Origin of the sequence: Methylobacterium sp. E-066 (genome assembly GCF_022829635.1) — a bacterium.
GTDB lineage: Bacteria > Pseudomonadota > Alphaproteobacteria > Rhizobiales > Beijerinckiaceae > Methylobacterium.
Map to the genome: position 1 here is coordinate 15,093 of NZ_JAKSYO010000069.1, position 25,327 is coordinate 40,419.

The window sequence follows — 25,327 nt, forward strand, 5'->3', positions numbered from 1 at the left end:
CCGGACCGGTTTTTTTGTGCGGGCTGGTCAGGCGGCCCGGACCCGGTCGAGGAAGTGGGTAATCTCCGCGGAGAGCCGCCCGGATTTCTGCGACAGCTCGGCCGCGGCACCGAGCACCTGCTCGGCTGCGTCTCCGGACTCCTTCGCGGCGGTCGAGACGTCGGCGATGTTGCCCGTCACCGTGCTGGTGCCGTCCGCCGCCTGCGCGACGCTGCGCACGATCTCGCCGGTGGTCGCCTCCTGCTCCTCGATCGCGGCGGCGACGCTGGTGGCGAGGGTATTCACATCGGTGACCGTGCGGCCGATCTCCTGGATCGCCTCGACGGCCTGCCGGGTGGAGGCCTGCACCGCTTCGACCCGGGTCGAGATCTCCGCCGTCGCCTGCGCGGTCTGGTTGGCGAGTTCCTTCACCTCCGCGGCCACGACGGCGAAGCCGCGCCCGGCCTCGCCGGCCCGCGCCGCCTCGATCGTGGCGTTGAGCGCGAGCAGGTTCGTCTGGCTGGCGATCGCCGCGATCATGCTCGCCACCGCGCCGATCTTCTCCGCGCCCTCGGCGAGGTCGCGCACGATCGCATCGGTGCGCTGCGCTTCCGTCGCCGCCTGCCCGATCATGGCCGACGAGCGCGCCATCTGGCCGGAAATCTCCCGGATGGTGGTCGACATCTCCTCGGTCGCGGCGGCCACGGTCTGCACGCTGGCCGAGGTCTCCTGCGCGGCCTCCGAAACCTGGGCCGAGCGCGCGCTCGTCCGCGCCGCCGTCTGCGCCATCCGGGCGGCATTGGCCTGCATCGCCGTGGCGGCGGAGGTCAGGCCCTGCATCAGGGTCCCGGCATTGCCCTCGAACTGCCGGGTGAGGGCGTCGAGGGCCTGCGCCCGCTCGATCTTGGCCTCGGCGTCCCGTGCGGCGGCGACGTCCATTTCGCCCTTGGCGACCAAGGCCTGGCGGAACACCTCCACGGTGCCGGCCATCCGGCCGATCTCGTCGCCCCGCTCGGTATCGGAGACCGGGCTCGCGATGTCGCCCTCCGCGAGCGCCTGCATCCGCCGGTGGAGGCGGCCGAGCGGCCGGGTAATGCTGCGCCCGATCAACAGGGATCCGAGCACCGAGACGCCGACGATGCCCAGAAGCAGGCCCAGCACCGTGATCGCCAGCGACCGGAACGACGCCGCGATATCGTCGGTATAGGCGCCGGTGACGATGAACAGATCCCAGGGCTTGAACCGGACCGCGATGGACACCTTCGGGTAGACGCCCTCCCGCCCGGGACGGAGATAGGCGTATTCCAGCATCGCCGTATCAGATGTCTTCAGGAGATCGATGAACGAGCGGATGATCGGCAGGCCGTTGACCGTGAGATCCAGTTGGCTCGTACCGATGATCTGGCGGTTCGGCACGGCGACGGCGACACCGTCCATCGTGTAGATCGAGATGTAGTTGGTTCCGCCGCTGTAGCGCATCGCCATGGTCGCCTCGGCCAGCTGGGACAGGGCGGCCTGCTTGGTCAGGGCGCCGGCCTTGACCCGTTCATCGAGCGCCTGGGCATGCGACTGGACCAGCTCGACCATGGCGTGCAGAGACTGGACACGCTCATCGAGCATTTCACGGTAGTATAGTTTTAATCCGACGCCGCCAATCAATGCAATAATAAAGCAGGTCAACAACGTAAGAAGCGAAAGCTTACGTGATAATGTCAAATTCGCGAGTGAGATGCGCATATCAATCTCAACTTAAAGAGCTGGCGCATCTCCATAACTCGTCATCACTACAAAACTCAAGATTATATTCCAGGAAAGCGTAATACCGTAGTAAAAATTTCTTCCTATTGAGAATTTCGATTTGACTTCATATTATATCAAAATACTCGAAAATTTCATATTTATCATATGGTTTTTAACATCCATCGATAAATTGTATTAATGAATACGACATTTTGGATACGGTGCATCGGATCCATTTCATCGCTGCATGGCAGATCTGCGGGCGGGGCGGATACAGGAATGCCTGCTCGGATCGGGTCGCGCAGAACCGTCTGCGCGAACAGCACCATAGGGATCGAATCCGAGGAGGTGCTCCGGATCGGCGAGGAACGCCCAAGCCGAAGCGATGATCGGGGCCGCGATCGACGGAGCCGGCAGCCGCGATCGCCATGCGGCCGACCATCGTCCCCGCCGCGCAGAAAGCGCTGACCGCCCGCAGGAACCGCGCGCGGCCCGGGCTCAGCCCCCGCGCAGGGCCTCGAGAACCTTGCCGCCGGGGCGGCCGGTGGGGGTCATGCCGAGCTTGCGCTCCACATCCTTGATCGCGTCCCGGGTCTTCTGGCCGACCTTGCCGTCCGGCTCGCCGACATCGTAGCCGCGGGCGGCGAGGCGAGTCTGGAGATCGCGCCGCTCGGCCCGGGACAGGGGCGGATCGTCGGTCGGCCAGGCGGCCTGGACGCCCGTCTTGCCGCGCAGGCGGTCGGACAGGACCGCGATGGCGAGCCCGTAGGATTCGGCCGCGTTGTACGAGTAGATCGCGTCGAAGTTCTTGGTGACCAGGAAAGCCGGCCCGTCGATGCCGGCGGGCGCGATGATGCCGGCCGCGCCCTCGCCCGAGAGCGGGCGCCCGTCCACCCGGGTCACGCCGAGGGAGGCCCAATGGGCGATCGGCTTCTTGTTCTTGCGCCCGGCCGCGCCGACGCTGAAGCTGCGGGGCAACTTCACCTCGTAGCCCCAGACCTGGCCGTTCTGCCACTTGGCCACGTGCAGGAAGTTGGCCGTGGAGCCGACCGCATCGGCCACCGAATCAACCACGTCGCGCCGCCCGTCGCCGTCGCCGTCGACCGCGAGCCGGTGATAGGTGGTCGGCATGAACTGGGTCTGGCCGAAGGCGCCGGCCCAGGAGCCGGTGAGCCGCTCCGGCGCGATGTCGCCGCGCTCGATGATCCGCAGAGTCGCGATCAGCTCGGACCGGAAGAAGTCGCGGCGGCGGTTGTTCGAGCAGGCGAGCGTCGCCAGCGACTGCACCAGCGGCATCTTGCCGAGGTTCTTGCCGAAATTCGATTCGACGCCCCACACCGCCGCGATCGTGTAGCGGTCGACCCCGTAGCGCGACTCGGCCTGGGCCAGGGCGGACGCGTTCTGCCGCATGGCCGCGCGCCCGTCCTCGACCCGCTCGTCGTCCACGAGTGCCGCCATGTAGTCCCAGATCGGCGTCTTGAACTCGGGCTGCGCCTGCGAGAGTTCGATCACCTTGTCGTCGAAGCTGATGCCGCGGGTGGCCGCCTGGAAGGTCTGGGCCGACACCCCGGCCGCCGCCGCCTGCCCCTGGATACCGGCGAGGCAGGAGTCGAAATCCGCGCGCGCCGGCACCGCAGCGAGGCCCGCGAGCAGACCGAACCCGAGCGCGACGCCCGATCCGAGGTGATTCCGCATCCTGGCGTTCCCGTTCGACGTCCGTTGTATGGGGGTCGAATCAGGCAATACCAGGGTTAAGGACCGGTTAGGCCGCACCGAATCCACCGGCCTGGCTGACTGGCCGGACGCCGCGGCGCGGCTCCCGTAGTCCGTGCCGTGAAATTCAGTCGTCCGGTCGCGGCCTCGCAACGGAATGAGATTTGACGGCAGATTTAGTTTGCGAATGATCGATATATTGATTGTTGCAAATTTCTCTCGACGAATACTTTTTCAAAGTGCCAATAAAGTAAAATATCGACCATTGTGTAATCGGGGATCCGGTCGGATTGCGCCGATTCTTGACGGCAACTTATTAATCCACGACTGTCTATATGAAAGAGAATCAATTTCGGACATTGGGAGGAAATCTGGACCATGCGCCTTGCAGATCTATCGATTGCGAAGAAAGTCGTTGGCGCATTCGCGATATTGATCATCATCGCCCTTGGAGGTGGGATTATCAACCACCGAAAACTATCCTTCATCCAATCCTCGATCGGATGGTCGAAGCATACTTACGACGTCCTGAACGTGAACGCGTCCCTGATCACCACGATGGTCGATCGGGAGACCGGCCTGCGGGGCTATCTGGTGACCGCCGACCCGGCGTTCCTCGCGCCGTATCGCAGCGGCACGCAGGCCTTCGACGCGACCCTGCAGCGGCTCCGGACGCTGACATCGGACAATCCGGCGCAGCAGGCCCGCATCGCCGAGGTCGAGACCCTGGCGAAGCGCTGGCAGGCCGACATCGCCGAGCCGGAGATCGCCCTGATGGGTGAGCCGAGTACCCAGGCGGAGGCCCGCGCACGCGTGGGTGCCGGCGCCGGCCGGGCGCTCATGGACGCCATTCGCGCCAAGGGTGGGGAGATCGAGGCGACCGAGCGCACCCTGCTGACGGCCCGGCAGGCCGACGAGGCCGACGCCTTCTCGACATCCTACGCGGCGACGCTGCTGTCCCTCGTCGCCCTCCTGGCGACCGCCATCGCGGGCGCCCTCCTGCTGACCCGGCTCATCGCTATCCCGACGCGCGCGATGACGCTGGTGATGGGGGAGCTCGCCCGGGACAATCTCGACATCACCGTCCCGAGCAGCGAACGCCGCGACGAGATCGGCCGGATGGCCGCGGCGGTCGAGGTGTTCAAGCAGGCGCTGATCGCCAAGCGCGCCGGCGACGTGGCGGCCGCGCAGGAAGCCGACGCCAAGACCCGCCGCGCCGCCCATCTTGACGCGGTGGTGCACCGCTTCGAGACTGAAGTGTCCGGATTGACGCAAGCGCTGGCGGGCGCCGCCACGGAACTCGAGGCGACCGCGCAGTCGATGACCGGCATCGCCGAGGAGACCGACGCGCAGGCGCAGACGGTGGCGGGCGCCGCCGAGCAGGCCTCCTCAAACGTGCAGACCGTGGCCGCCGCGACGGAGGAGTTGTCGATCTCGATCCAGGAGATCAACAGCCAGGTCACCCGGGCGGCCCAGGCCGCGAGCGCGGCCTCGGACGAGGCGATCCAGACCGACGGCGCCGTGCAGGTTCTGGCCGAGAGCGCCGAGAAGATCGGCAGCGTGATCGCCCTGATCTCGCAGATCGCCGGACAGACGAACCTGCTGGCCCTCAATGCCACGATCGAGGCGGCCCGGGCCGGCGAGGCCGGGCGCGGCTTCGCGGTGGTGGCGAGCGAGGTCAAGGAACTGGCCGGCCAGACCACCCGCGCCACGGAGGAGATCGGCGCGCAGATCGGCGCGATCCAGACGGCGACCGGCCACGCGGTCTCGGCGATCCGGTCGATCGCCCGCATCGTCGGCGAGATCGCCACCAGCTCGACCGCGATCGCGGCCGCGATCGAGGAGCAGGGTGCGGCGACCCAGGAGATCGCCCGCAACGTGCAGCAGGCTTCCTCCGGGACGGACCGGGTCACCGGCAACATCGTCGAGGTCCAGCGTGCCGCCGGCGAGACGGGCTCCGCGGCCTCTCAGGTCCTCGACGCGGCCCAGGGTCTCTCGCAGAACTCGAACGACCTCAGCCGTGTCGTCGCCACCTTCCTGGCGGACGTGAAGGCGGCCTGAGCGGCGTGCACTGGATCGAGCCGGAAATCGCCCGATCGCACAGCGATCGGGCGAAGCTCTATTGACCCTGGACTGGCCCGATCAGGCCCATTCCCGCGCCGCAAGCTTCTGCTCGTAGGCGTCGATCGCCGCGCCGCGCTGCAGGGTCAGGCCGATCTCGTCGAGGCCGTTCAGCAGGGTGTGCTTGCGGCCGCTGTCGATGTCGAAATGCAGGGTGCCGCCATCCGGCCCCTTGATCGTCTGGGCCGCCAGATCCACCGACAAGGTCGCGTTCGAGCCGCGCTCGGCATCCTCGAACAGCTTCTCCAGATCCTCCGGCGAGACCGTGATCGCCAGGATGCCGTTCTTCGCGCAATTGTTGAAGAAGATGTCGGCGAAGCTGGTGGAGATCACGCAGCGGATGCCGAAATCGGTGAGCGCCCAGGGGGCGTGCTCCCGGGAGGAGCCGCAGCCGAAATTGTCGCCGCAGACCAGGATCCTGGCGTTCCGGTAGGCCGACTTGTTGAGCACGAAGTCCGGGTTCTCGGAGCCGTCGTCCTTGTAGCGCATCTCGGCGAACAGGCCTTTGCCGAGCCCGGTGCGCTTGATCGTCTTGAGGTACTGTTTGGGGATGATCCGGTCGGTGTCGACGTTGATGATCCGCATGGGCGCCGCGACGCCCTCCAGCGTGGTGAATTTTTCCATCGTTCGAGGCTCTTGGAGGCTGGGTCTGGCGCCGGTTTAGCAGCCTCGGGGGCGGCCCGGAAGCGTCAGGCCAGATCCCCGGCCTCGGCGCGGCGCAGGGTGCCGTCGTGGAGCGCGGAGGCGACCAGCGCCCCGGCGATCCCGGCCGCGCGCAACGCCCGCAGGTCGTCCGGCCCGCGCACGCCCCCGGCCGCGTAGACCCGGCGGCCCGGCGCCCGCAGGGCCTGAAGGGCGTCGAGATCGGGGCCGGCCCCGGCACCGACCCGGGCGAGCGTCATCGCGATCACGTCCGGCGGCCAGAGGGACGGATCCTCGTGCAGCGCCGCCGGGCCGAGGCGCTCGGCGCCGCGCGTGTCGAGGGACAGAACGGCGCGATCCCCGAGACCGACGACCAGCCCGGTATCCGTCTGGCTCTCGCTGCCGATCACCGGCCGCCCCAGGCCGGCTGCGAGGAACGCCGCGATGCCGTCCTGTTCGGAAAACCCCGCATCCATCCAGAGGCCGACTCCCGGGCAGGCCCGGGCGATGGCCTCCAGCGCTGCCAGATTTGGCGCGGCACCGTCCATAATCGCGTCGAGATCCGCGACGTAGAGCGTCTGGGCCGGCCACGCATCGAGCAGCCCGCGCGCCACGGCGGCGGGCTCGGATCCCTTTGCCAAGGGCGTCTCGATCGGGGCATAGGAAGTTCGCTCGCCCCGGCGCGCCCGCACCACGCGGCCGCCGCGCAGGTCGAGCACCGGGATCACCGCAAAGCCGGGGCGCCCGATTCCGTCATTCATTGAGGCGCTCGTCGCGGTCATATGCGTATGCCAGGGGCAAAGACGATCGGGTGGGACCTCGGCGGGGTCCACGTCAAGGCCGCTTTGGTCGAGGATGGCCGGGTGGTCGCGGCGGCCCAGGTCCCGTGCCCGCTCTGGCAGGGCATCGCCGCCCTCGACGGGTCCCTGGCGGCCCTGCCGGACTGGGCGCGCGGCGCAGCGCAGCACGCCGTGACCATGACGGGGGAGCTGACGGATTGCTTCGCCGACCGGCGCGAAGGCGTCGCGGCGCTCTCGGGCTGGGCGGACACGCACCTGGCCGGCGGCGTGCGGATCTATGCCGGCCGCTCCGGCCTCGTCGCCCCGGAGGCCGCCGCGGCGGTGTTCGCGGACGTAGCCTCGGCCAATTGGCACGCCACCGCGGCGCTCGCCGGGCGGCACGCCCCGGACGCGCTGCTCATCGATATCGGCTCCACCACCGCCGACCTGATCCCGATCGTCCACGGCCACCCGGCCGCCACCGGCTACAGCGACGCCGAGCGGCTGGAGACGGGGGAGCTGGTCTATACCGGGATCGTGCGCACGCCGGTGATCGCGCTCGCCGACCACGCCCCGTTCGCGGGCCGCCGCACCCGGCTGATGACCGAGACCTTCGCGCATATGGCGGATGTGTACCGGATCCTCGGCCTGCTCCCCGAGGGCGCCGACCAGCAGGCCAGCGGCGACCGCAAGGGCAAGTCGGTCCCCGAGAGCGAGACCCGGCTCGCCCGGATCGTCGGGCGCGACCGGGGGGAGGGCACGCCTGAGGCCTGGGCGCTGCTGGCGGCCTACTTCGCCGAAGCGCAACTGCGGCTGCTGCACGACGCCGCCGCCACCCTGCTCAGCCGGCCCGAACTGGCCCCGGGGGCGCCGCTCATCGTCTGCGGTGCCGGCGCCTTTCTCGGGCCGCGCCTGGCCGAACGGCTGGGGCGCGAGGCCGTCCGGCTCGTGAGCCTGCTGCACGACCGGATCGCCGGGGAGCCCGACTGGATCTCGACCTGCGGGCCGGCCGTCGCCGTCGGCCTCATTGCCTCGGAGGACGCATTCGCATGAGCGCCATCAAGATCCTGGCCCGAGTCCTGACGACCCGGGTCGGGCCGCATATCGAGCTGGCCGTGGAGACCGAAACCGGCGAGGTCCTGAAGGTGCTCGCCACCGAGGACCAGATCGACCGGCTCGTGGACGAGTTGGAGGACATGCTGAATTCGCCCGCCGAGCCGGATGACGGGGAGCCGCCGGAAGCGGCCTGAGAGTTGGGGCATGAGCCTGATCGCCGCCAAGATCGCCATCACGCCGACGCTGATGTGGGCGGTGTCGGCGGCGTCACGCCGCTGGGGCAGCCTGGTCGGCGGCCTGCTCTCGGGCCTGCCGCTCACCTCGGCACCGATCTCGATCTACCTCGCCGTCGAGCAGGGCGAGGGCTTCGCCGCCGACGCCGCCATCGGCTCGGTGGAGGGGCTCGGGGCGGTGACCCTCTGCTACCTCGCCTACGCCCTCTGCGCCCCGCGAATGGGGCCGGTCGCGTCCCTCAGCGCCGCTTTGTCAGCCTTCGTGCTGAGCGGGATCGTGTTGCACGGGCTGATCCGGCCCGGCCTGTGGCTCGCCACAGCGATCGACGTTCCGGCCATGGCGCTCGTGGTGGCGCTGTGCCCGCGGGCGGCCGACCCCGATGCGCCGCGCCAGCGACCGCGACCGCCGCGCTGGGACATGCCGGCGCGCCTGGCGGCGGCGACCGCCCTCGTCCTGATGGTCTCCGGGCTCGCACCCTATCTCGGCTCGGGCCTCAGCGGGCTTTTGGCGCCGATCCCGATCATCTCCTGGCCGCTCATCGCCTTCGCCCGGTTCCAGGACGGCGTCCGCGCCTCCCTCGACGTGGTGCGCGGCAGCGCTCAAGGCGCGTTCGGCGTGCTGGCCTTCTACGTGTGCATCCACCTGTTGCTCGGGCAGACCGACATGATCACCGCCTACGCCGTGTCGATCGCCCTGTCGGCGGCCTGCGTGCTGCCGTGGCTGTTCGTGGGGCGACGCATCCGGGCAGCAGGGTGAGGTTGGCAAAGGGTGGCCTGCGTTCAACCCGCGGTCAGTTGCACGTGTCCTAGGAAACATGCGTAGCTGTCCTCCATCGAGAGGATCGTTTCGGGAGCGCGACTCATGCGGAGCATGACCATCGAGCAGCTCCGCGCCACCAAAGTTGCAGGCGGGGTGGCGGGCGTGACGCTGAAAGGCGAGGGTGGGACGTTCCTCGTGGAGATTGCCACACGCAGCGGAAAAGCCGCCGTGCTGGCAAAGGCTCGTAGCAACGAGCCGCGCCGCTTCGGCAATCCGCTCGCGGCCTTGAACGTGCTGCGCGGCCTCGGCATTACCGTCGGCCATTTCGATGCCAGCGCCTGGAACCCGGCCGAGAAAGTACCAGCACCCGGCAATCGGGGCCGGGCCGAGGCCATGCGCAAAGCCCACCAAGCCGCCGCCTATTCGGACTGGCTCGCCGCCGAAATTCAGGACTCCATCGACGACCCGCGGCCGAACCTCTCGCACAATGAGCTCATGGCCGAGCTGCGCGACGACCTGGCCGAGCTTGCGGCCGAGTCCGGGCGGACCTGAAGAATCGCCGCCGGGCCTGACCGATGCCGCCCGCGAAGGCGTCCTACCGGATCGCGTGGCGACCGAAGGCCCGCGAGGATCTGCGCGGCATCGTTCGGTACATCGGCCAAGACGATCCGGCCAAAGCCCGAGCCTTTGCGCAATCGCTCCACGACAAGACCTTGCCGCTGGCACGACACCCAAATCTCGGCCGACCGGGGCGGTCTGGTCTGCCGGACGCCGTGCGCGAGCTGATCGCGCATCGGAATTACATCGTCTTCTATCGGGTGCTTCCCGAAGCGCGCATCGTGGAGATCCTGCGCGTGAAACACAGGGCGCAGCAGGCGCCGTGACATGAGACGAGGCCAGAGTCCCTTCGTTCGAGATCCGGGCGAGCGCGACCCGGGCACCTGGCATGATCATCGCCGACTCGGTCTCAGTCGCCCGGGCAGCGGGATCACAGGCTCGACATCACCCCAGTGTCCGGTTGAAGAACGCGGTCCGCTTCAATCGACCTGGTACAGGGCGACGCGGCCGATACCCTCGATGCCGAGCTTCTGAGCGCTCGCGCGCGACAGATCGATCATATAGTTCCGCTTGGCCTTGGTGTGCTCGTTGGTCCGATCCGTGATCTGAACGATGACCGAGCGGCCGTTACGGGTGTTGACGACCTTCACCTTCGTCCCGAAGGGCAGGGTGTGGTGCGCGGCCGTCAGCTTGTTCGGGTCGTAGGTCTCGCCGCTGGCAGTCCGGCCGGAGTGCTTGTACCAACTCGCCCGGCCGCTCCCGAGAAGTTTCGGCTTGGCCGTTGCCGCATCGTGTCCGGTCTGAGGATCGGGCGGTGCCGGCTGCTCCGCGACGGCTGCCGTGGTCGACGGCTCGGCACTGGAAGGCTCGGCGCTCGAAGGCTCCGATCGCGCTCCGGCAAGCCCATCCTGTGCCGACACCGGATCCACAGTCTGGCCGAAGCGCCCCATGAGACCTGCCTGTTCCTGGCCAGCCGGATGAACCGAGGCCGGAAACGTCGGCTGTGCCGGCAGGCTGAAGGACGACGCCTCCGGCGGATCCGTATCCTCGAGCGATGAAGACAGGGAAGGCAGCTGCGTGGTGAACTGGCGGTACGTGAAGACCGGTGCTTCCCGCTTCAGGACGTTCACCTGTTCCAGGCCTGATCGGCTTTCCATGCCCGGCGATGGATCAGCCCGAGCCTCGGCGACGGGAACCGAGAGGATCGAAGCTAAGATCAGGACGCGAGCGACGCTTCGTCTGTTTTCGCCGCCAGGCCCGATCATAGCATTCACCCGTGATTATTGATAATCGACGGACGCATAAATCGTTTCAGTCGCCTGAGTTCCACACAACTGCTAAAACCGCCGTTTGAGCGGCATCATCCTTCGGACGTAGCCCATCGGCCGAGCTTCCCGATCGGACAGCCGGACGTTCGCCCCCGTGTCGACCGCACCCCATACGGTGTGCTCGACCGATGTAGCCGCCTGTCGCGATCGAGTCGCGCAAAGAAAAACCCGCGGCCATGAGGCCGCGGGTTTTTCCCAACACATCCGATGCGCGTGGATCAGGCCGCTGTGCGCTTGCGGGCTTCCTGCTTGGTGTCGACGCCGGCCGCTTTGATCTCGGACAGCTTCTGGGCGACGTTGCGCGAGAACACGAACTCGGCCGGGCGCTGGTTCTCCAGGCTGACCTCGGGCGCCATCGCGCCGTCGGTCTTGATGCCGCGGATCGCGTGGACCAGCGGCTTCCACGGCTTGCGGACCGAATCGACCACCGAGGAGGCCTCGTAGCCCGAATGGACCATGCAGTCGGCGCACTTCTCGTAGTTGCCGGTGCCGTAGGAATCCCAATCGGTCTCTTCCATCAGCTCCTTGAAGGTCGCCGCGTAGCCCTCGCCGAGCAGGTAGCAGGGCTTCTGCCAGCCGAACACGGTGCGGGTCGGGTTACCCCAGGGGGTGCAATGGTAGGTCTGGTTGCCGGCCAGGAAGTCGAGGAACAGGCCCGACTGCTGGAAGGTCCACTTCTCGCGACCTTTTTCCTTCCCGTGACGGAAGACGCCGCGGAACAGCTCCTTGGTCGCCTTGCGGTTCAGGAAGTGCTTCTGGTCGGGGGCGCGCTCGTAGGCGTAGCCGGGGGAGACGGTGATGCCGTCGATGCCCATCCGGGTCACGCTGTCGAAGAAGTCGGCGATCTTCTCCGGCGCGGAGTTGTTGAAGAAGGTGCAGTTGATGGTGACCCGGAAGCCCATCTCCTTGGCCTTGGCGATGGCCGCGACGGCCTTGTCGTAGACGCCGCGCTGGCACACCGACTGGTCGTGCATCGACTGGTCGCCATCCAGGTGGATCGACCAGGTGAAGTACGGGCTCGGCTTGTAGTCCTTGATCTTCTTCTCGAGAAGCAGCGCGTTCGTGCAGACGATCGCGAACTTCTTCTGATCGATGATGCCCTGGACGATCTGCGGCAGATCCTTGTGCAGCAGCGGCTCGCCGCCGGCGATCACCACCACGGGGGCGCCGCACTCGCGCACCGATTCGAGCGCGTCGGCGACCGGAAGCCGCTTGTTGAGGATCTCGTCCGGGTAATCGATCTTACCGCAGCCGGCGCAGGCGAGATTACAGCGGAACAGGGGTTCCATCATCATCACCAGCGGGTAGCGCTTGCGGCCCGTGAGGTGCTGCTTGAGGATGTAGCCGCCGATCTTCGCGACGTACCGGAGGGGGATACCCAAGATTGCGGCTCCTTACTGCGTCGGCCCCGGGGCGTCGGGGTGCTTACCGCGAAAAACACGCGAATTCCAGCACTCTAGCTTGGAACTCATCTGAACCGGCCCCGTTTCGCCGAGGCCATGACGACTTATTCCGCTCCTGACGTAACCGCGCCACATGGCTTGTCTGCAGCGGGGCGGGCGGATCAGATCGCCTGACGGTTGAGGACAGCACGTGCATTGCGTCCGCAATGCGACCGAAATCCCAAGATTTTGGTGCCCATCCCGGGATTGCCGTGCGCCATCGCACATCCGCCTAGGCAACGACCCAGCCGGGGCCATCGCGTTGCAATCTGAGACCACGCTCTTTACTGAGCCCTGTGGCCGCGATGCAAGGGGTGGCCTGCGGCGGGCGATCCCGCTTCGGACAGATCCGGCTTGCGCATGCGCGCCGCGCGACCAGATTGGGCGGGGCGGCGTTCCCAGACACCGAAGGGCGCACGCGCGGATTAGCGGAGCGGCCTTCCCGCGCGCATTCGAGCGCCGCTCGCGCCGATCCGGCCGGGATGGATTGCCGGCCGGGATGGATTGGATGAGCCGGTCGCGCATGGGGCGCGTCCGGGGCGAACAGGCAGGGTGCTCGTGATCGAAGGTCTCGTCGCGTTCTCGGTGCGGTATCGGTGGATCGTGATCGCCCTGATGGCGTTCGTCACGGTCGCGAGCCTCGGAGTCGCGGCGCATCTGTTCCGCATCAACACCGATGTCGAGCGGTTGATCGATCCCAAGGAGCCCTGGCGCCAGGACGAGATCAATTTCGAGAAGGCGTTCCCGCAGCGCGGCAACACTCTCGTGGCGGTGATCAACGGCGAGACGCCTGAGGAGACCGAGGAGGCCGCCGCCAACCTCGCCAAGGCGCTGACCGCCCACAAGAACCTGATCGAGACCGTCTACCGGCCCGACGGCGGTCCGTTCTTCGACAAGAACGGCCTGCTGCTGATGCCTCAGGCCCAGCTCGACAAGACGCTGGAAGAACTCACCCAGCAGCAGGGCCTGCTCGGGCCGCTGGCCGCCGATCCGTCCCTGCGCGGCGTGATGCGGGTGCTGTCGCTCGGTGCGCGCGGCGTGAAGACCGGCGACGCCAAGCTCGAAGACCTCGACAAGCCCATGGGGCAGATCGATGCCACCCTGCAGAAGGTGCTGGCCGGCAAGCCCGCGCGCATGTCCTGGCAGGAATTGCTGGCCAACGGCGAGAGCAGCGTCACGGACAAGATGAAGTTCGTGATGATCCAGCCGGTGCTGGACTTCAACGCCCTCGAGCCCGGCTACCAGGCGACCAAGCTGATCCGCAACGTCGCGCAGGACCTCAAGATCGACGCCGAGCACGGCCTGCGCATGCGGCTGACCGGCACGGTGGCGGTGGCGGACGAGGAGTTCGCGACCCTCTCGGAGGATGCAGGCCTCAACAACAGCATCATCGTCGGCGCGATCGTGCTGTTCCTGTGGCTGGCGCTCCGCTCCGGCAAGCTCGTCGGCGCGGTGCTGATCACCACCTTCGCGGGCCTCATCGTCACGGCCGCCCTCGGCCTGATCATGGTCAAGGAGCTGAACCCGATCTCGGTGGCCTTCGCGGCCCTGTTCGTCGGGCTCGGCATCGATTTCGGCATCCAGTTCTCCGTGCGCTACCGGGCAGACCGCTACGAGCAGCCGACCCTCCAGAGCGCGATCCGGGCCGCCGCCCGCGGGGTCGGCTGGTCGCTGACGCTCGCCGCCGTGTCCCTGGTGGCCGGCTTCTTCGCTTTCCTGCCCACCGCCTTCAGGGGCGTCTCGGAGCTGGGCCTGATCGCCGGCGTCGGCATGGTCGTGGCCTTCCTGTTCGCCCTGACCCTGCTGCCGGCGCTGATCGCGGTGTTCAAGCCGGGCGGCGAGAAGGCGGCGGTGCAGACCGAGTGGCTGGTCGGCGTCGACCCGTGGATCATCCGCAACCGCAAGCCGATCCTGATCGCGGTCGGCCTGGTGACCCTGGCCGGCGCGCCGCTGCTCTGGCACCTGCCGTTCGATTCCAACCCGATGCACCTGCGCAGCACGAAGACGGAATCGATCGCCACCTATCTCGACCTGATCAAGAATCCCGAGACCAGCCCGAACCTGATCGACGTGCTGGCCCCCAGCGTCGACGCGGTTCCGGCCCTGTCGAAGACCCTGGCGGCACTGCCGGTGACCTCCTCGGTCAACAGCATCGACACCTTCGTGCCGCGGGACCAGGACAAGAAGCTCGCGGCCATCGCCGATACGGCGCAGCTCCTCGATCCGGTGCTCAATCCCGGCCGCAAGCCGCCGCCGCCGACCGATGCCGAGAACGTCAAGGCGCTCAAGGATGCCGCCATGGCGCTGAACGGCGTCGCGGGCGACGGCAAGGAAGCCGCGGCCGCGCAGACCGCCAAGCAGCTGGCCGGAACTCTCGACAAGCTCGCCGGCGGTCCGGTGCAACTGCGCGAGGCGGCCTCGGTCGCCCTGACCAAGGATCTCGTGCCGCTGCTGCAGCGCCTGCGCGACCTGCTCCACCCGGAGAAGATCACGCTCGATAACCTGCCGCCGCAGCTGAAGGCCGATTGGGTCGCGGCGGACGGGCGCGCCCGCATCGAGGTTCATCCCAAGGGCAATTCGAACGACGACGAGGTGCTGCGCACCTTCTCGGACGAGGTTCTGAAGGTCGCGCCCCACGCCACCGGTGCACCCGTGGCCACGACGCAATCGACCTACACGATCCTGGGCGCCTTCGTGCAGGCGGCCGTGACCGCCTTCGTGCTGATCTTCGTCATCCTGTCGGTGGCCCTGCGCAAGCCCTGGGATGTGGCGATGACGCTGGGCCCGCTGGTCATCGCGACCCTGTGGACCCTGATGGCCCTGCGCATCATCGACATGCCGTTGAACTTCGCCAACATCATCGCATTGCCGCTGATGCTCGCGGTCGGCGTCGCGTTCCACATCTACTACGTGATCGCGTGGCGGGCGGGGGTGACCGACATGCTCGCCTCCAGCCTGACCCGGGCGATCTTCTTCTCGGCGCTGACCACCGGCAGCGCCTTCGGCTCCCTGGTCTTGTCGAGCCACCCGGGCACGGCCAGCATGGGCAAGCTGCTCGCGCTGTCGCTGTTCTTCACCCTGATCGCGGCGTTCTTCGTCGTGCCGGCGACCCTGGGCGAGCCGCCCACGCAGGCCGACGACGACCGCCCGGAGGGTGAGAAGGCCGCCGCGGCCGCACTGCGGAAGAGCACCGCCCCGGCGGATCCAGTGCTGGCCAAGTAGGCCGGCCCGGACCCTTCAGAGAACCTTCTCGAAGAAGTGGTCGGGGTAGGGGTCGTCGTTGAAGCGATCGATCTCGACCCAGCCTGCCTTGCGGTAGAGTGCCAGGGCTTCCGGCAGGGCGCTGTTGGTGTCGAGGCGCAGCACCGCGATCGACAGGTCGCGGGCGGCGGCCTCGACGGCCTCCATCAGGCGCCGGGCGAGGCCGAAGCCCCGGGCGGCGGGGTCGATCCAGAGCCGCTTGATTTCGGCAACCGGGCCGCCGCTGCCCTTCAGGCCGACGCACCCCACGGGCAGCCCGTCCGCGATGGCGAGCAGGAACGCGCCGCGCGGCCGGATCATGGCCTCCGCCTCCGGATCGCAGGACAGCTTGACGTCGAACCCGGTCTTCAACCGGCGCGCGAGTTCGGCATAATACGCCTCCAGGCAGGCCCGGGCGGGCTCGCTGCGCGGATCGACCACCTCGATCGCGATCCGGTCGCGGCCGAGGCTCAAGGCAACGAGATCCATGGCGCGAAGCAACGCGTCCGCGTTCGGCGAACGCGCCAGCAGCGACGCGGCACGCGCGTCGGAGATCTCCTCGTAGGCCGAGAATTCTCGTCGTCCCGCCTCCGTCAGGCGCGCCACCCGGCGGCGGGCATCGTCGGGATGGGGCTCGGTGGTGATTAGGCCCTCCTCTTCGAGGCTCCGGAGCAGGCGGCTCATCAGACCGGAATCGAGGCCGAGATAGGCGCGGATCTCGGCCACATCGGTTCGCCCCGCACCGATCGCGTTCACCACGCGGGCCGCCCCGAGGGGCCGGCCCCGGCCGAGGAACGAGCTGTCGAGGGCGCCGACCTCCGCGGTGACGGCCCGGGCGAAGCGGCGGAAACGGGCGGTGGAATCAGGCGTCATAATAGCTGACTTTAGTCAGACATTATGAGCGGTCAATGGCAGGGGCCGAACCAGGCTCGGCCGCTATCCGACGAAATCGGAAAACCCACCCCTGACCGCGCCAGACGCGTCCGCCGCCGCCCGGGAGGCTGGGTCGATCAGCGCGTCGCGCTCGTCGACGTAGAGGTAGCCTGGCGCCTCACCCGGAAAGCCGCTCGCCGTGGCCGGGTGAGTGTAGAGTTCGGTCAGACCGTTCGGAAGCTGCGCCAGGAGGCCTGCCACGCGCGGCGGGGTCATCGCCCCGGACCAGGCGAGCCCGAGGGTCCGGTCGGGGATCAGCAGGCCGGCCTGACGGGCACGCACGGCGAGCAGGGCCGCCCAGGGGGCGATGTCGAGGGCCGGACGCGGCCGGGCACTGGGCTCGGCCCGGCGGAGCAGCTGGCGGGGCTCCCGGGGGACGCGGATCGCCCGCATGCCGTAGCCGCGTCCGATCCGCAGCACCGCGCCGGCGATCAGCGGGTGGACGTGGAAGTGTTTGTGGGCGTTGACGTGGTCGAGGGGCAGGCCGGTCGCCCGGTAGACGTCGAACTGCGCCGTGATCTCGGCGGCGAGCTGGCGCCGGGCCGCGGGCTTGCGGGCGAGGTCGAGGCCGACAAGCGCCATATCGGCGCGCATCAGGCCAGCGGCATCGGTCAGGTCGGGCAGCTGCGTCGCCGGCACGGTCGGCCAGGCTTCGACCAGGACGAGGTGGAGGCCGACCCGCAGGGACGGCATCCGCTTCGCCCGGGCCACGGCGTCGGCGGCGGCGGGCGCCGAGACCATCAGGCTCGCCGCGGTGAGAATCCCGGCGCAGTGGGCCTGCTCGACGGCTTCGTTGACCTCGAGACTCAACCCGAAATCATCGGCCGTAACGACAAGACGCTTCACAACAACCTCGTAAGGGGTGTCGAGAGGGCAAGCCCTCTCGCGGGTCCAGGGCGGAGCCCTGGGAAAGGTGCGGGGCGCTGCCCCGCTCCCCGCCGGGGCCGTGGGCCCCGGACCCCTGAGGTTACGCTGCCTTGGCGGTGCCCTGACGCTCCTTGAGGAAGCGGTAGAACTCCACGCCTTCGCGCAGACGGCGCTTCATCATGTCGGGGGAGCGCACCATCTCGCCGACGATCGAGGCGATCTTCGGAGCGCGGAAGTAGAACTTTTTGTAGAACTCCTCCACCGACGTGAAGATCTCGGTGTGCGACAGGTGCGGGTAGTGCAGCGGCGCGACCTGCACGCCGTTCTCGTCGACCAGCTCGGCGTTCTCGATGTCGAGCCAACCGTTCTCCACCGCCTGCTTGTACAGGAACGTGCCCGGGTAGGGGGCCGCCAGCGAGACCTGGATCGTGTGCGGGTTGATCCGCTTGGCGAAGGCGATCGTCTCCTGGATCGTCTCCTTGGTCTCACCCGGCAGGCCGAGGATGAAGGTGCCGTGGATGGCGATGCCGAGCTCGTGGCAATCCTTAGTGAACTTCTCCGCGACCTCGACCCGCATGCCCTTCTTGATGTTGTGCAGGATCGTCTGGTTGCCGGACTCGTAGCCGACCAGCAGCAGGCGCAGGCCGTTCTCCTTGAGCACCTTCAGGGTCTCGCGGGGCACGTTCGCCTTGGCGTTGCACGACCAGGTCACGCCGAGCTTGCCCAGCTCACGGGCGATCTCCTCCGCACGCGGGAGGTTGTCGGTGAAGGTGTCGTCGTCGAAGAAGAACTCCTTGGTCTGCGGGAACTCCTTCAGGCAGTACTTGATCTCCTCGATCACGTGGGCGACCGAGCGGGTGCGGTAGGTGTGCCCGCCGACCGTCTGCGGCCAGAGGCAGAAGGTGCAGCGGCTCTTGCAGCCCCGGCCCGAATAGAACGAGATGTAGGGGTGCTTCAGGTAACCGATGAAGTACTTCTCCATCTCCAGGTCGCGCTTGTAGACGCTGGTGACGAAGGGCAGCTGGTCCATGTCGGTCATGATCTCGCGGTCCTCGTTATGGACCACGACGCCGTTCGCATCGCGATAGGACAGACCCTTGATCTCGGACATCGGCACGCCGTCGGCGACTTCCTTGACGGTGAAGTCGAACTCGTTGCGGGCGCAGAAATCGATCACCGGGGCCTGGGCCATCGCGCCGGCGGCGTCCACCGCCACCTTGGCGCCGATCAGGCCGGCGATCAGCTTCGGGTTCGCGGCCTTGAGCGCCTCGATCGTCTTCACGTCGGACTTGAACGACGGCACCGAGGTGTGGAGCACGACGAGGTCGAAGTCGTTGGCCTGGGCCACGATCTCGGGGAGCTTGATGTTGTGCGGGGGCGCGTCGATCAGCTTCGAGTTCGGCACCAGGGCGGCCGGCTGGGCCAGCCAGGTCGGGTACCAGAACGACTTGATCTCGCGCTTGGCCTGGTAACGGGAGCCGGCGCCGCCGTCGAAACCGTCGAAGGTGGGGGCCTGGAGGAAGAGCGTGCGCATGGGGTTCAAGGCCTCAGGGCGTTGCCGGGGGAGGGGTGAGGAAGCGATGGCCGCGTTCAACGTGTGGGTGCGCCGGCGTCGCGGCCGAGTTCGGCGTCCGGGATCAGAGTACCGTCCGCAACCACGTGATAATCATGACCTTTCCATGTCACCGCCCCCGACACGAAGGCCCAGGAGAAGTTCAGGAAGGAGAGGATGTCGCGGATCGGCAACAGTCCGTAGGGGTGCGGAGCGAGGCCGAACGCCCGTTCCAGTTGCCGGCACAGGATGATCCGGCCGGCGAGCGCTAGGCCCGCCACCACCAGGGCGCCGGTGCCGGCGCCGGGCAGGAGCGCGCCGATCAGGGCCAGGGGCAGGGCGTGGGTGACGATCGAGCCGGCATACCCGGCCGGATCGACGGTGCGGATGGTGCGGTTCCAGCGCAGCTCGTGCCGCCACAGGCCGGGAAGCTCGGTGTCGACGCTGGTATGGCCAATGGTGAAGCTCGGGATCACCACCCGGCCGCCCAGACCGCGGAGCGCGGCGCCGATCGCGTAATCGTCGGCCAGATCGTTGCGGAAGCTGCGGAAGCCGCCGACCGCGTCGAGGCTCGCCCGGGTGAACGCGATGGTCGAGCCGAAGCACGGCTTGGCCAGCCCGAGGCTCAGGCCCATCACCACGTTGGGCAGGAACTGGGTGTCGATGGCGAGCGCCGAGAGCTGGTCGTAGACGCCGCGGAAGGCCGGGACGCCGTGATACAGGCAGGTGACGCCGGAGACGCCCTCCTGCGACAGCTCGGCGACGAGCCGCTCCAGATAATCGGGCCGGACCACCATGTCGCTGTCGGCCAGCACGATCACGTCGTGAGCGATCCGCTCGGCCATGTTGATCAGGTTCGAGACCTTGCGGTTCGAGCCGTGCTGGCGTCCGTCGATCACGAGGTCGATGCGGGCGGACGGGTAGGCCTGCTTCAGCCGTTCGACGACGGCGATGGCCGGGTCGGCGGCCTTCTGGACACCGAACACGACCTGGACCGGGCCGGCGTAATCCTGCCGGAGCACGGTCTCGAGATTCTCGTAGAGATTGGGCTCCAGGCCGCAGAGCGGCTTGAGCACCGTCACGGACGGACGGGGCGCGCCCGCTTCCAGCGCGGGCACGGGCCGGGCGGCGAAGCGGCCGGCCAGATAGGCGGCGGCCAGCGCATAGAGACAACCCGCCGCCGCCAGGAGAAGGCAAAGCAGCGAGAGCCACGAGAATGCGGTGAGCGCCAGGGCGGTGAGATCCATCCGGTCGGGTCCGTGCGGTCGTCCGGCCGCTTCAGGCGGCGATGGCCGCGTGCGGCCCGGTCAGGGCGGCAGGCACAGCTGTTGTATTCACGGCGTCGATGGTCACGGTGTCGGTTTTGCGGCGAGCATGCCGTCGGCGCGCTGGCGAAGGAACTTCACCACCGCGTCGGCACCGCCGGCCTTCAGCGGCGCGGACAGCGCGTTGCGCTGGGCCGCGATCTCGCTGACGTCACCGTTGAGCAACACGTCCTGAATACGGTTGCCGGCATTGACCACGAAGTCGACCGCCGAATCGTCGCCGTCGGCGGCGGTGACGCGGGTCGGCACCACGCGCTGGCTGCCGCGCTCCTCGACCTTCGGGGTCACGTCGAACTTGCCGCCGGCCGCCCGGGCCAGGCGATTGGCGTAGGTCACGGTCAGGCTGCGCTTGAACGCGTCGGTGACCGCCTCCTGCTGCTCCGGGGTAAAGCTCGACCATTTCGAGCCGACCGCGACGCGGGCCATGGCCGGGAAGTCGAACGCCTTCTCGAGGGCCGGCCCCACCGCCGCGACCCGCGCGGGCAGGGGGCTCGGGCCGTCCTTCAGGGCGGCGGTGAAAGCCGCGTAGAGATCGCGCACGGTCTGCACCGCGGGATCGTCCGCCGCCCAGGCCGAGACCGGAGCGAGGAGGGGGGCGGCCAGCAGGGCTACGGCCGCGAGCCGACGGGTCAGGCGCACTTCTTCAACTCCTCGCCCTCGCCGATCCGCGAGCCCATGCGGGGCGGGGCGTAGCTGTAGAACGGGCCGAGCGTCGCCGGCTGCGGGACCATCTTGGCGGAACGGCCAATCGCGGCCTCGGGCTCACGCTCCGCATCGGCGGCGGTCTCGGCCGTGAGCTTGGCCTCGATCCGGTGCCAGAGCAGCAGGCCCGGCACGCCGACGCCGAGATCGGCGAAGCGCTTGACCAGCGACAGGGCCAGGGCCGCCTCGGCGGGAATATTGAACAGGCCGCAGAGCGCGATCAGTCCACCCTCCTGGGCCCCCAGGGCGCCCGGCACCGCGAAGGCCGCGCCACGGACCGCCTGAGCCAGGCTCTCGATCACCAGAGCCTGCGCGAAATCGACCGGATAGCCCATGAAATGCAGGCAGACATAGACTTCGAGGGTGCCAATGACCCAGCCCGCCAGGTGGATGACCAGGGCCGCGACGAAGCGGCCGTGGTTGCCGTACATCCGGCGCAGGCTGTCGTAGAGCTGGTCGATCGCGCCGAAGGCGCGCCATTCGCGACCCGAGGCGAAGCGGCTCATCAGGCCCTGGATGATCCGGTGCCCGGCCCGCCGCTGGATCAGGTAGAAGGCGCCCAGCGCCGGCACCGCGACCGCGAGGCCGCCCGCCACCGTCCGGGCGATGGGTCCGTCGCCGGCGATCAGGACCAGCAGGCCGAGGCCGATCACCGTGAACAGGAGCTGCGTCAGCGCCTGCGTCATCAGGTCCACGAACATGCTGGCGCCGGCCATAGCGCCCGGGACGCCGCGCTTGGACATCAGCCGGGCGCCGACGAAGTCGCCGCCCACCGTCGCCACCGGCAGCAGCGTGTTGATTCCCTCGCGGACGAACCGCAGCGACACGCAGTCGCCGAGCCTGGCGGCGCCCGCCGGGAACACGACGTGCCAGCCGAGCCCCGCCCAGGCGACGGCGGCGACACGGGCCACCACCACCAGGGCGGCGCCCCAGCCGGCGCTCATGACGGCGGCCGACACGTCCTCCAGGCCGGAGGACATGAACAGGCCGACGACCGTGCAGAGACCGGCGATCGAGGCCAAGGTCGTCAGGCGCTTCATAATGGTCTTTCAAGCTCGCAAATGGCTTGATGCGGGAAATCGGTCACGGTCGCGGCAGAAATAGGTCCGGGCGACCAAGAACGTTTCTGCCACGTTGCAGCACGGATTACCGGTGTCTATCACCCGTTTGACACACCGGGAGCCAAAGCGGTGGCCGGGCCGAAGCGCCCGAGCAGAAGACCGCGGCACGTCGCAGAAGGGGCACACGTCATGGAGCGCGAATCACCGATCACGGCCGTCGAGGCCGTGAGCGACGACACGCATGCCGGCGGCCTCCGGGGCGGAATGGAGCCCGGCATCCCGGCGCCTCACTCCCCGGTCATGGCCTGGAACGAGTGGGACCCGCTGGAGGAGGTGATCGTCGGATCCCTCGACGGCGCCACCATCCCGACTCACCACCTGACGGTGATCTTCAACCTGCCGCGGGCGGCCCAGCCGTTCTACCGCTTCGCCAGCGGCTGGAAATACCCCAAGTTCATGAAGAAGCTGGCGCAGCAGGAGCTCGACAACTTCATCAAGATCCTGGCCGGCGAGGGCGTCAAGATCCGCCGCCCCGACGCGGTGGACTTTTCCCGCAAATTCAAGGCTCCGCGCTGGACCTCCCGGGGCTTCTGCGTCGCCTGCCCGCGCGACCCGTATCTGGTCATCGGCGACGAGATCATCGAGAGCCCGATGTGCTGGCGCTCGCGCTACTTCGAGGGCGACGCCTACCGGTCGCTGTTCAAGGAGTATTTCCGCGCCGGCGCCCGCTGGACCTCGGCCCCGCGGCCGCAGCTGACCGACGACCTCTACAATTACGATTACCGGGTGCCGAACCTGAAGGCCGGCGAGCCGATGCAGTTCACGGTCAACGAGTTCGAGCCGGTCTTCGACGCCGCCGACTTCGTCCGCTGCGGCCGCGACCTGTTCGTGACCCGCTCGAACGTCACCAACCTGATGGGCATCGAGTGGCTGCGCCGCCATCTCGGCCCGGGCTTCCGCATCCACGAGATCGAGAGCCGCTGCCCGCAGCCGATGCACATCGACTCGTCGTTCATGCCGCTGGCCCCCGGCAAGGTGCTGGTGAACCCGGACTATATCGACGTCGAGAAGCTCCCCGCCGTGCTCAAGAAGTGGGACGTGCTGATCGCCCCGCGCCCCGACCCGGTCGAGGGCTTCATGAGCAAGATCTCGATGTGCTCGCCCTGGACCTCGATTAACGTCCTGGCGATCACCGAGAAGAAGATCGTCGTCGACCAGAGCCAGCCGACGCTGATCAAGGCGCTCAAGGATTGGGGCTTCGACCCGATCCCGGCGCCGTTCCTCAGCTACGGCCCGTTCGGCGGCTCGTTCCACTGCGCCACCCTCGACGTCCGCCGCCGCGGCGTGCTGAAGTCGTATTTTTAGGGTCTGTTCGCACTGACGACCTCCATCGCGGGTCGTTGGCGATCACCGGACATCCGAACCTCTCCCCTCATCCTGAGGTGCCGAGCGATCAACGATCGCTCGTCCTCGAAGGAGCCCTCCATGATCCACCGCGAACTCTGGAGGGCTCCTTCGAGGGCGCCGCTGCGCGTCGCCACCTCAGGATGAGGTCGAGGATGGGATAGACCGGTCGAGCATGCCTTCCGATGAGTCCGCTCCGGAAAGCAGACGACCGCACATTCACGGCGCCGAAATCCCCGCGATCAGTGCCTTGTTGAACCCCTCGGGGTCGGACATCTGCGGCGCGTGGCCCAGTGCCGGGAACTCCACGAGCCTAGCCCCCGGGATCGCCTTGGCGGCCGCCTTGCCGAGTTCCGGGTAGTTCCCGAGCGACGCCCGCACCTCCGGCGGGGCGAGGTCCTTGCCGATCGCCGTGTTGTCCTTCTGGCCGATCATCAGCAGGGTCGGCACCGCGATCTGCGGCAGCCGGTAGACCACCGGCTGGGTCAGGATCATGTCGTAGAGGAGCGCCGAGTCCCAGGCGACCGCCTCCTTGCCCGGGCCGGCGTTGAGCCCCGCCAGCATCGTCACCCAGGGCTCGTAGCGCGGCTCCCACTGGCCGGCGTAGTAGGTCGCGGTCTCGTAGGCGCGGATCGACGCCGCCGAGACCTTCAGCTCGCGCTGGTACCATTGCTCCACGGAGGTCGGCGGCACGCCCTTGGCGCTCCAATCCTCCAGCCCGATCGGGTTGACCAGCACCAGCTGCGCCACGTCCTTCGGGTAGAGCAGGGCGTAATGCGCGGCCAGCATGCCGCCGGTGGAATGGCCCACCAGGATCGGCCGCGCGATCCCGAGCGTGTCGAGCAGGGCGCGGGTGTTCTCGGCGAGTTGCCGGAACGTGAACTGGTAGGCGGCCGGCTTGCTCGACTTGCAGAACCCGATCTGGTCCGGGGCGATCACCCGGTAGCCGGCGCCGATCAGCGCCCGGATCTGGCTCTCCCAGGTCGCCGCGCAAAAGTTTTTGCCGTGGAGCAGCACGACGGTGCGACCGTTCGGTTTTTCTGGCCGGACGTCGAGATAGGCCATCTGCAAGGGCTGGCGCTGCGACGTGAAGGCGTAGCGCTCCACCGGGAACGGGTACGCGAACGCGTCGAGTTCGGGGCCATAGGCCGGATCCATCAGCGGCTCGGCGCCGGCGCCGGAGAGCGTCAGGGCCAGCAGGACAGCGGATGCAAGCGTCGATCGGAGCATGGATGGCCTGAATGCCTCAGCGACGTGAGGCGCCGCGCTGGCCGCTCAGATCGGGCATCGGGGCCGTCCTGTCCAATCGGCGAGGGCGCGCATCTTCGCGGCTGCGTCGGCCCGCGCTATCTCTGGGGCGTATCGCCGGTCCCCGATGCGGTGCGCAGGAGCTTAACCCCAATGCGTCTCCCCACCCTGGCCGTCCTCACGGGCGCCCTGGTCCTCGCTGCGATGCCGGCCCGGGCCGTGGATGCCTGCGACGCCCTCGCCGCCAAGGTGATCCGGATCACCGGCGCCTCGCTCGCCGGGCGGGAGGGCCCGTTCGCGGTGTTCCGGGCGCAGGATGCCGAGCGGATGAGCCTCGATTGCCGGGCGCCGGCCCGGATCACGATCGCCTCCCGCGACCGGGAGCCGCCTCCGGCCTACTTCACCCTGGTGGGGCTGGCCGCCCAAGCCCTCACCGGGGCGGATGTCCCCGCCGCCGAGGTGCTGGCGCTCAACCTCCATCAGGACAGCCTGCTGGCCGACGCGCCGCAGCGGGGCGGCACCGGCCGGGCGTTGATGCTGTGCGAGACCGGACCCCGGACGGATGCGCTCCGGGACGACCTCACGGTCTGCCGGGTCGCGCCCCGGGCCGGGGTTTCGCGAATCCGCCGCGCGGGGTAGAGCGC

22 protein-coding genes are annotated in these 25,327 nt (G+C 68.2%); 9 read left to right on the plus strand and 13 right to left on the minus strand.

The window, feature by feature from the left end:
• Positions 1-27 precede the first annotated feature (27 nt).
• Together MKL20_RS07835 and MKL20_RS07840 are read right to left on the minus strand one after the other, a co-directional pair.
• The gene (locus MKL20_RS07835; RefSeq protein WP_243968885.1) at positions 28-1,599 is read right to left on the minus strand and encodes a methyl-accepting chemotaxis protein; all 1,572 of its coding nucleotides are present in this window, start codon (positions 1,597-1,599) and stop codon (positions 28-30) included.
• Between the two features lie 618 nt (positions 1,600-2,217).
• Positions 2,218-3,414, minus strand: a complete 1,197-nt coding sequence (locus tag MKL20_RS07840; protein WP_244036207.1) for a lytic murein transglycosylase — start codon at positions 3,412-3,414, stop codon at positions 2,218-2,220.
• A 396-nt stretch (positions 3,415-3,810) separates the two neighbouring features.
• Here MKL20_RS07840 and MKL20_RS07845 point away from each other — a divergent pair, with 396 nt between their 5' ends.
• Complete coding sequence (locus tag MKL20_RS07845) at positions 3,811-5,493, plus strand: methyl-accepting chemotaxis protein (RefSeq protein ID WP_279594604.1); 1,683 nt, start codon at positions 3,811-3,813, stop codon at positions 5,491-5,493.
• 81 nt (positions 5,494-5,574) lie between these two features.
• On the opposite strand, the gene leuD is transcribed toward MKL20_RS07845, so the two are convergent.
• A complete protein-coding gene (gene leuD, locus MKL20_RS07850; RefSeq protein ID WP_244036209.1) occupies positions 5,575-6,177 on the minus strand; it encodes a 3-isopropylmalate dehydratase small subunit in 603 nt (200 codons plus the stop codon).
• A 65-nt stretch (positions 6,178-6,242) separates the two neighbouring features.
• The gene (locus MKL20_RS07855; protein ID WP_244036210.1) at positions 6,243-6,956 is read right to left on the minus strand and encodes a HisA/HisF-related TIM barrel protein; all 714 of its coding nucleotides are present in this window, start codon (positions 6,954-6,956) and stop codon (positions 6,243-6,245) included.
• Between the two features lie 27 nt (positions 6,957-6,983).
• On the opposite strand from MKL20_RS07855, the gene MKL20_RS07860 reads away from it, so the two are divergent.
• The 5 genes from MKL20_RS07860 to MKL20_RS07880 all read left to right on the plus strand — a co-directional run bounded on the left by MKL20_RS07860 (position 6,984) and on the right by MKL20_RS07880 (position 9,907).
• Complete coding sequence (locus MKL20_RS07860) at positions 6,984-8,027, plus strand: hydantoinase/oxoprolinase family protein (protein WP_409568132.1); 1,044 nt, start codon at positions 6,984-6,986, stop codon at positions 8,025-8,027.
• On the plus strand, positions 8,024-8,224 hold the full coding sequence (locus MKL20_RS07865) for a hypothetical protein (RefSeq protein WP_243968902.1): 201 nt from the start codon (positions 8,024-8,026) through the stop codon (positions 8,222-8,224). The genes MKL20_RS07860 and MKL20_RS07865 overlap by 4 nt, the downstream gene beginning before the upstream one ends.
• Before the next feature lie 10 nt (positions 8,225-8,234).
• Positions 8,235-9,020, plus strand: coding sequence for a hypothetical protein (locus tag MKL20_RS07870; RefSeq protein WP_244036212.1), 786 nt, complete (start codon positions 8,235-8,237; stop codon positions 9,018-9,020).
• A 105-nt stretch (positions 9,021-9,125) separates the two neighbouring features.
• Positions 9,126-9,575 carry a hypothetical protein gene (locus tag MKL20_RS07875; RefSeq protein ID WP_244036213.1) on the plus strand — a complete coding sequence of 150 codons (450 nt, stop codon included), beginning with the start codon at positions 9,126-9,128 and terminating at the stop codon, positions 9,573-9,575.
• Between the two features lie 23 nt (positions 9,576-9,598).
• Positions 9,599-9,907 carry a type II toxin-antitoxin system RelE/ParE family toxin gene (locus MKL20_RS07880; RefSeq protein ID WP_244036214.1) on the plus strand — a complete coding sequence of 103 codons (309 nt, stop codon included), beginning with the start codon at positions 9,599-9,601 and terminating at the stop codon, positions 9,905-9,907.
• Between the two features lie 153 nt (positions 9,908-10,060).
• Here MKL20_RS07880 and MKL20_RS07885 read toward each other — a convergent pair whose 3' ends face one another.
• Together MKL20_RS07885 and hpnH are read right to left on the minus strand one after the other, a co-directional pair.
• Positions 10,061-10,846: a septal ring lytic transglycosylase RlpA family protein gene (locus MKL20_RS07885; protein ID WP_244036215.1), complete on the minus strand. Its 786-nt coding sequence runs from the start codon at positions 10,844-10,846 to the stop codon at positions 10,061-10,063.
• Positions 10,847-11,127: 281 nt separating this feature from the next.
• Entirely contained in the window at positions 11,128-12,291 is a 1,164-nt protein-coding gene (gene hpnH, locus MKL20_RS07890) for an adenosyl-hopene transferase HpnH (protein WP_243968912.1), read from the minus strand.
• 618 nt (positions 12,292-12,909) lie between these two features.
• Here hpnH and MKL20_RS07895 point away from each other — a divergent pair.
• Complete coding sequence (locus MKL20_RS07895) at positions 12,910-15,573, plus strand: MMPL family transporter (RefSeq protein WP_244036216.1); 2,664 nt, start codon at positions 12,910-12,912, stop codon at positions 15,571-15,573.
• A gap of 15 nt (positions 15,574-15,588) precedes the next feature.
• On the opposite strand, the gene MKL20_RS07900 is transcribed toward MKL20_RS07895, so the two are convergent.
• From MKL20_RS07900 to MKL20_RS07925, 6 genes are all read right to left on the minus strand, one after another.
• The gene (locus MKL20_RS07900) at positions 15,589-16,464 is read right to left on the minus strand and encodes a helix-turn-helix domain-containing GNAT family N-acetyltransferase (protein WP_244036217.1); all 876 of its coding nucleotides are present in this window, start codon (positions 16,462-16,464) and stop codon (positions 15,589-15,591) included.
• A 63-nt stretch (positions 16,465-16,527) separates the two neighbouring features.
• Positions 16,528-17,370: a hopanoid biosynthesis-associated protein HpnK gene (hpnK, locus tag MKL20_RS07905; protein ID WP_244036218.1), complete on the minus strand. Its 843-nt coding sequence runs from the start codon at positions 17,368-17,370 to the stop codon at positions 16,528-16,530.
• A gap of 121 nt (positions 17,371-17,491) precedes the next feature.
• Positions 17,492-18,925 carry a hopanoid biosynthesis associated radical SAM protein HpnJ gene (gene hpnJ, locus MKL20_RS07910; RefSeq protein WP_243968924.1) on the minus strand — a complete coding sequence of 478 codons (1,434 nt, stop codon included), beginning with the start codon at positions 18,923-18,925 and terminating at the stop codon, positions 17,492-17,494.
• Positions 18,926-18,981: 56 nt separating this feature from the next.
• Positions 18,982-20,190, minus strand: coding sequence for a bacteriohopanetetrol glucosamine biosynthesis glycosyltransferase HpnI (hpnI, locus tag MKL20_RS07915; protein WP_244036219.1), 1,209 nt, complete (start codon positions 20,188-20,190; stop codon positions 18,982-18,984).
• Positions 20,191-20,292: 102 nt separating this feature from the next.
• Positions 20,293-20,907, minus strand: coding sequence for a phospholipid-binding protein MlaC (locus tag MKL20_RS07920; protein WP_244036220.1), 615 nt, complete (start codon positions 20,905-20,907; stop codon positions 20,293-20,295).
• Entirely contained in the window at positions 20,898-22,010 is a 1,113-nt protein-coding gene (locus MKL20_RS07925; protein ID WP_243968930.1) for a flippase-like domain-containing protein, read from the minus strand. The genes MKL20_RS07920 and MKL20_RS07925 overlap by 10 nt, the downstream gene beginning before the upstream one ends.
• A gap of 210 nt (positions 22,011-22,220) precedes the next feature.
• Here MKL20_RS07925 and MKL20_RS07930 point away from each other — a divergent pair, with 210 nt between their 5' ends.
• Positions 22,221-23,396 carry an amidinotransferase gene (locus MKL20_RS07930; protein WP_243968932.1) on the plus strand — a complete coding sequence of 392 codons (1,176 nt, stop codon included), beginning with the start codon at positions 22,221-22,223 and terminating at the stop codon, positions 23,394-23,396.
• Positions 23,397-23,654: 258 nt separating this feature from the next.
• Here the strand turns inward: MKL20_RS07930 and MKL20_RS07935 are convergent, their stop codons facing one another.
• Positions 23,655-24,665: an alpha/beta fold hydrolase gene (locus MKL20_RS07935; protein WP_244036221.1), complete on the minus strand. Its 1,011-nt coding sequence runs from the start codon at positions 24,663-24,665 to the stop codon at positions 23,655-23,657.
• 171 nt (positions 24,666-24,836) lie between these two features.
• Between MKL20_RS07935 and MKL20_RS07940 the strand changes: the two genes are divergently transcribed.
• Positions 24,837-25,322 (plus strand): hypothetical protein, encoded by a 486-nt coding sequence (locus MKL20_RS07940; RefSeq protein ID WP_244036222.1) that lies wholly within the window; start codon positions 24,837-24,839, stop codon positions 25,320-25,322.
• Positions 25,323-25,327 lie beyond the last annotated feature (5 nt).

Bases quoted from the DNA above. Each gene is read 5' to 3' on its own strand.
- MKL20_RS07835 (WP_243968885.1), bottom strand. From the start codon at position 1,599: ATGCTCGATGAGCGTGTCCAGTCTCTGCACGCCATGGTCGAGCTGGTC.
- MKL20_RS07840 (WP_244036207.1), bottom strand. From the start codon at position 3,414: ATGCGGAATCACCTCGGATCGGGCGTCGCGCTCGGGTTCGGTCTGCTC.
- MKL20_RS07845 (WP_279594604.1), top strand. From the start codon at position 3,811: ATGCGCCTTGCAGATCTATCGATTGCGAAGAAAGTCGTTGGCGCATTC.
- leuD (WP_244036209.1), bottom strand. From the start codon at position 6,177: ATGGAAAAATTCACCACGCTGGAGGGCGTCGCGGCGCCCATGCGGATC.
- MKL20_RS07855 (WP_244036210.1), bottom strand. From the start codon at position 6,956: ATGAATGACGGAATCGGGCGCCCCGGCTTTGCGGTGATCCCGGTGCTC.
- MKL20_RS07860 (WP_409568132.1), top strand. From the start codon at position 6,984: ATGCCAGGGGCAAAGACGATCGGGTGGGACCTCGGCGGGGTCCACGTC.
- MKL20_RS07865 (WP_243968902.1), top strand. From the start codon at position 8,024: ATGAGCGCCATCAAGATCCTGGCCCGAGTCCTGACGACCCGGGTCGGG.
- MKL20_RS07870 (WP_244036212.1), top strand. From the start codon at position 8,235: ATGAGCCTGATCGCCGCCAAGATCGCCATCACGCCGACGCTGATGTGG.
- MKL20_RS07875 (WP_244036213.1), top strand. From the start codon at position 9,126: ATGCGGAGCATGACCATCGAGCAGCTCCGCGCCACCAAAGTTGCAGGC.
- MKL20_RS07880 (WP_244036214.1), top strand. From the start codon at position 9,599: ATGCCGCCCGCGAAGGCGTCCTACCGGATCGCGTGGCGACCGAAGGCC.
- MKL20_RS07885 (WP_244036215.1), bottom strand. From the start codon at position 10,846: ATGATCGGGCCTGGCGGCGAAAACAGACGAAGCGTCGCTCGCGTCCTG.
- MKL20_RS07900 (WP_244036217.1), bottom strand. From the start codon at position 16,464: ATGACGCCTGATTCCACCGCCCGTTTCCGCCGCTTCGCCCGGGCCGTC.
- hpnJ (WP_243968924.1), bottom strand. From the start codon at position 18,925: ATGCGCACGCTCTTCCTCCAGGCCCCCACCTTCGACGGTTTCGACGGC.
- hpnI (WP_244036219.1), bottom strand. From the start codon at position 20,190: ATGGATCTCACCGCCCTGGCGCTCACCGCATTCTCGTGGCTCTCGCTG.
- MKL20_RS07925 (WP_243968930.1), bottom strand. From the start codon at position 22,010: ATGAAGCGCCTGACGACCTTGGCCTCGATCGCCGGTCTCTGCACGGTC.
- MKL20_RS07930 (WP_243968932.1), top strand. From the start codon at position 22,221: ATGGAGCGCGAATCACCGATCACGGCCGTCGAGGCCGTGAGCGACGAC.
- MKL20_RS07935 (WP_244036221.1), bottom strand. From the start codon at position 24,665: ATGCTCCGATCGACGCTTGCATCCGCTGTCCTGCTGGCCCTGACGCTC.
- MKL20_RS07940 (WP_244036222.1), top strand. From the start codon at position 24,837: ATGCGTCTCCCCACCCTGGCCGTCCTCACGGGCGCCCTGGTCCTCGCT.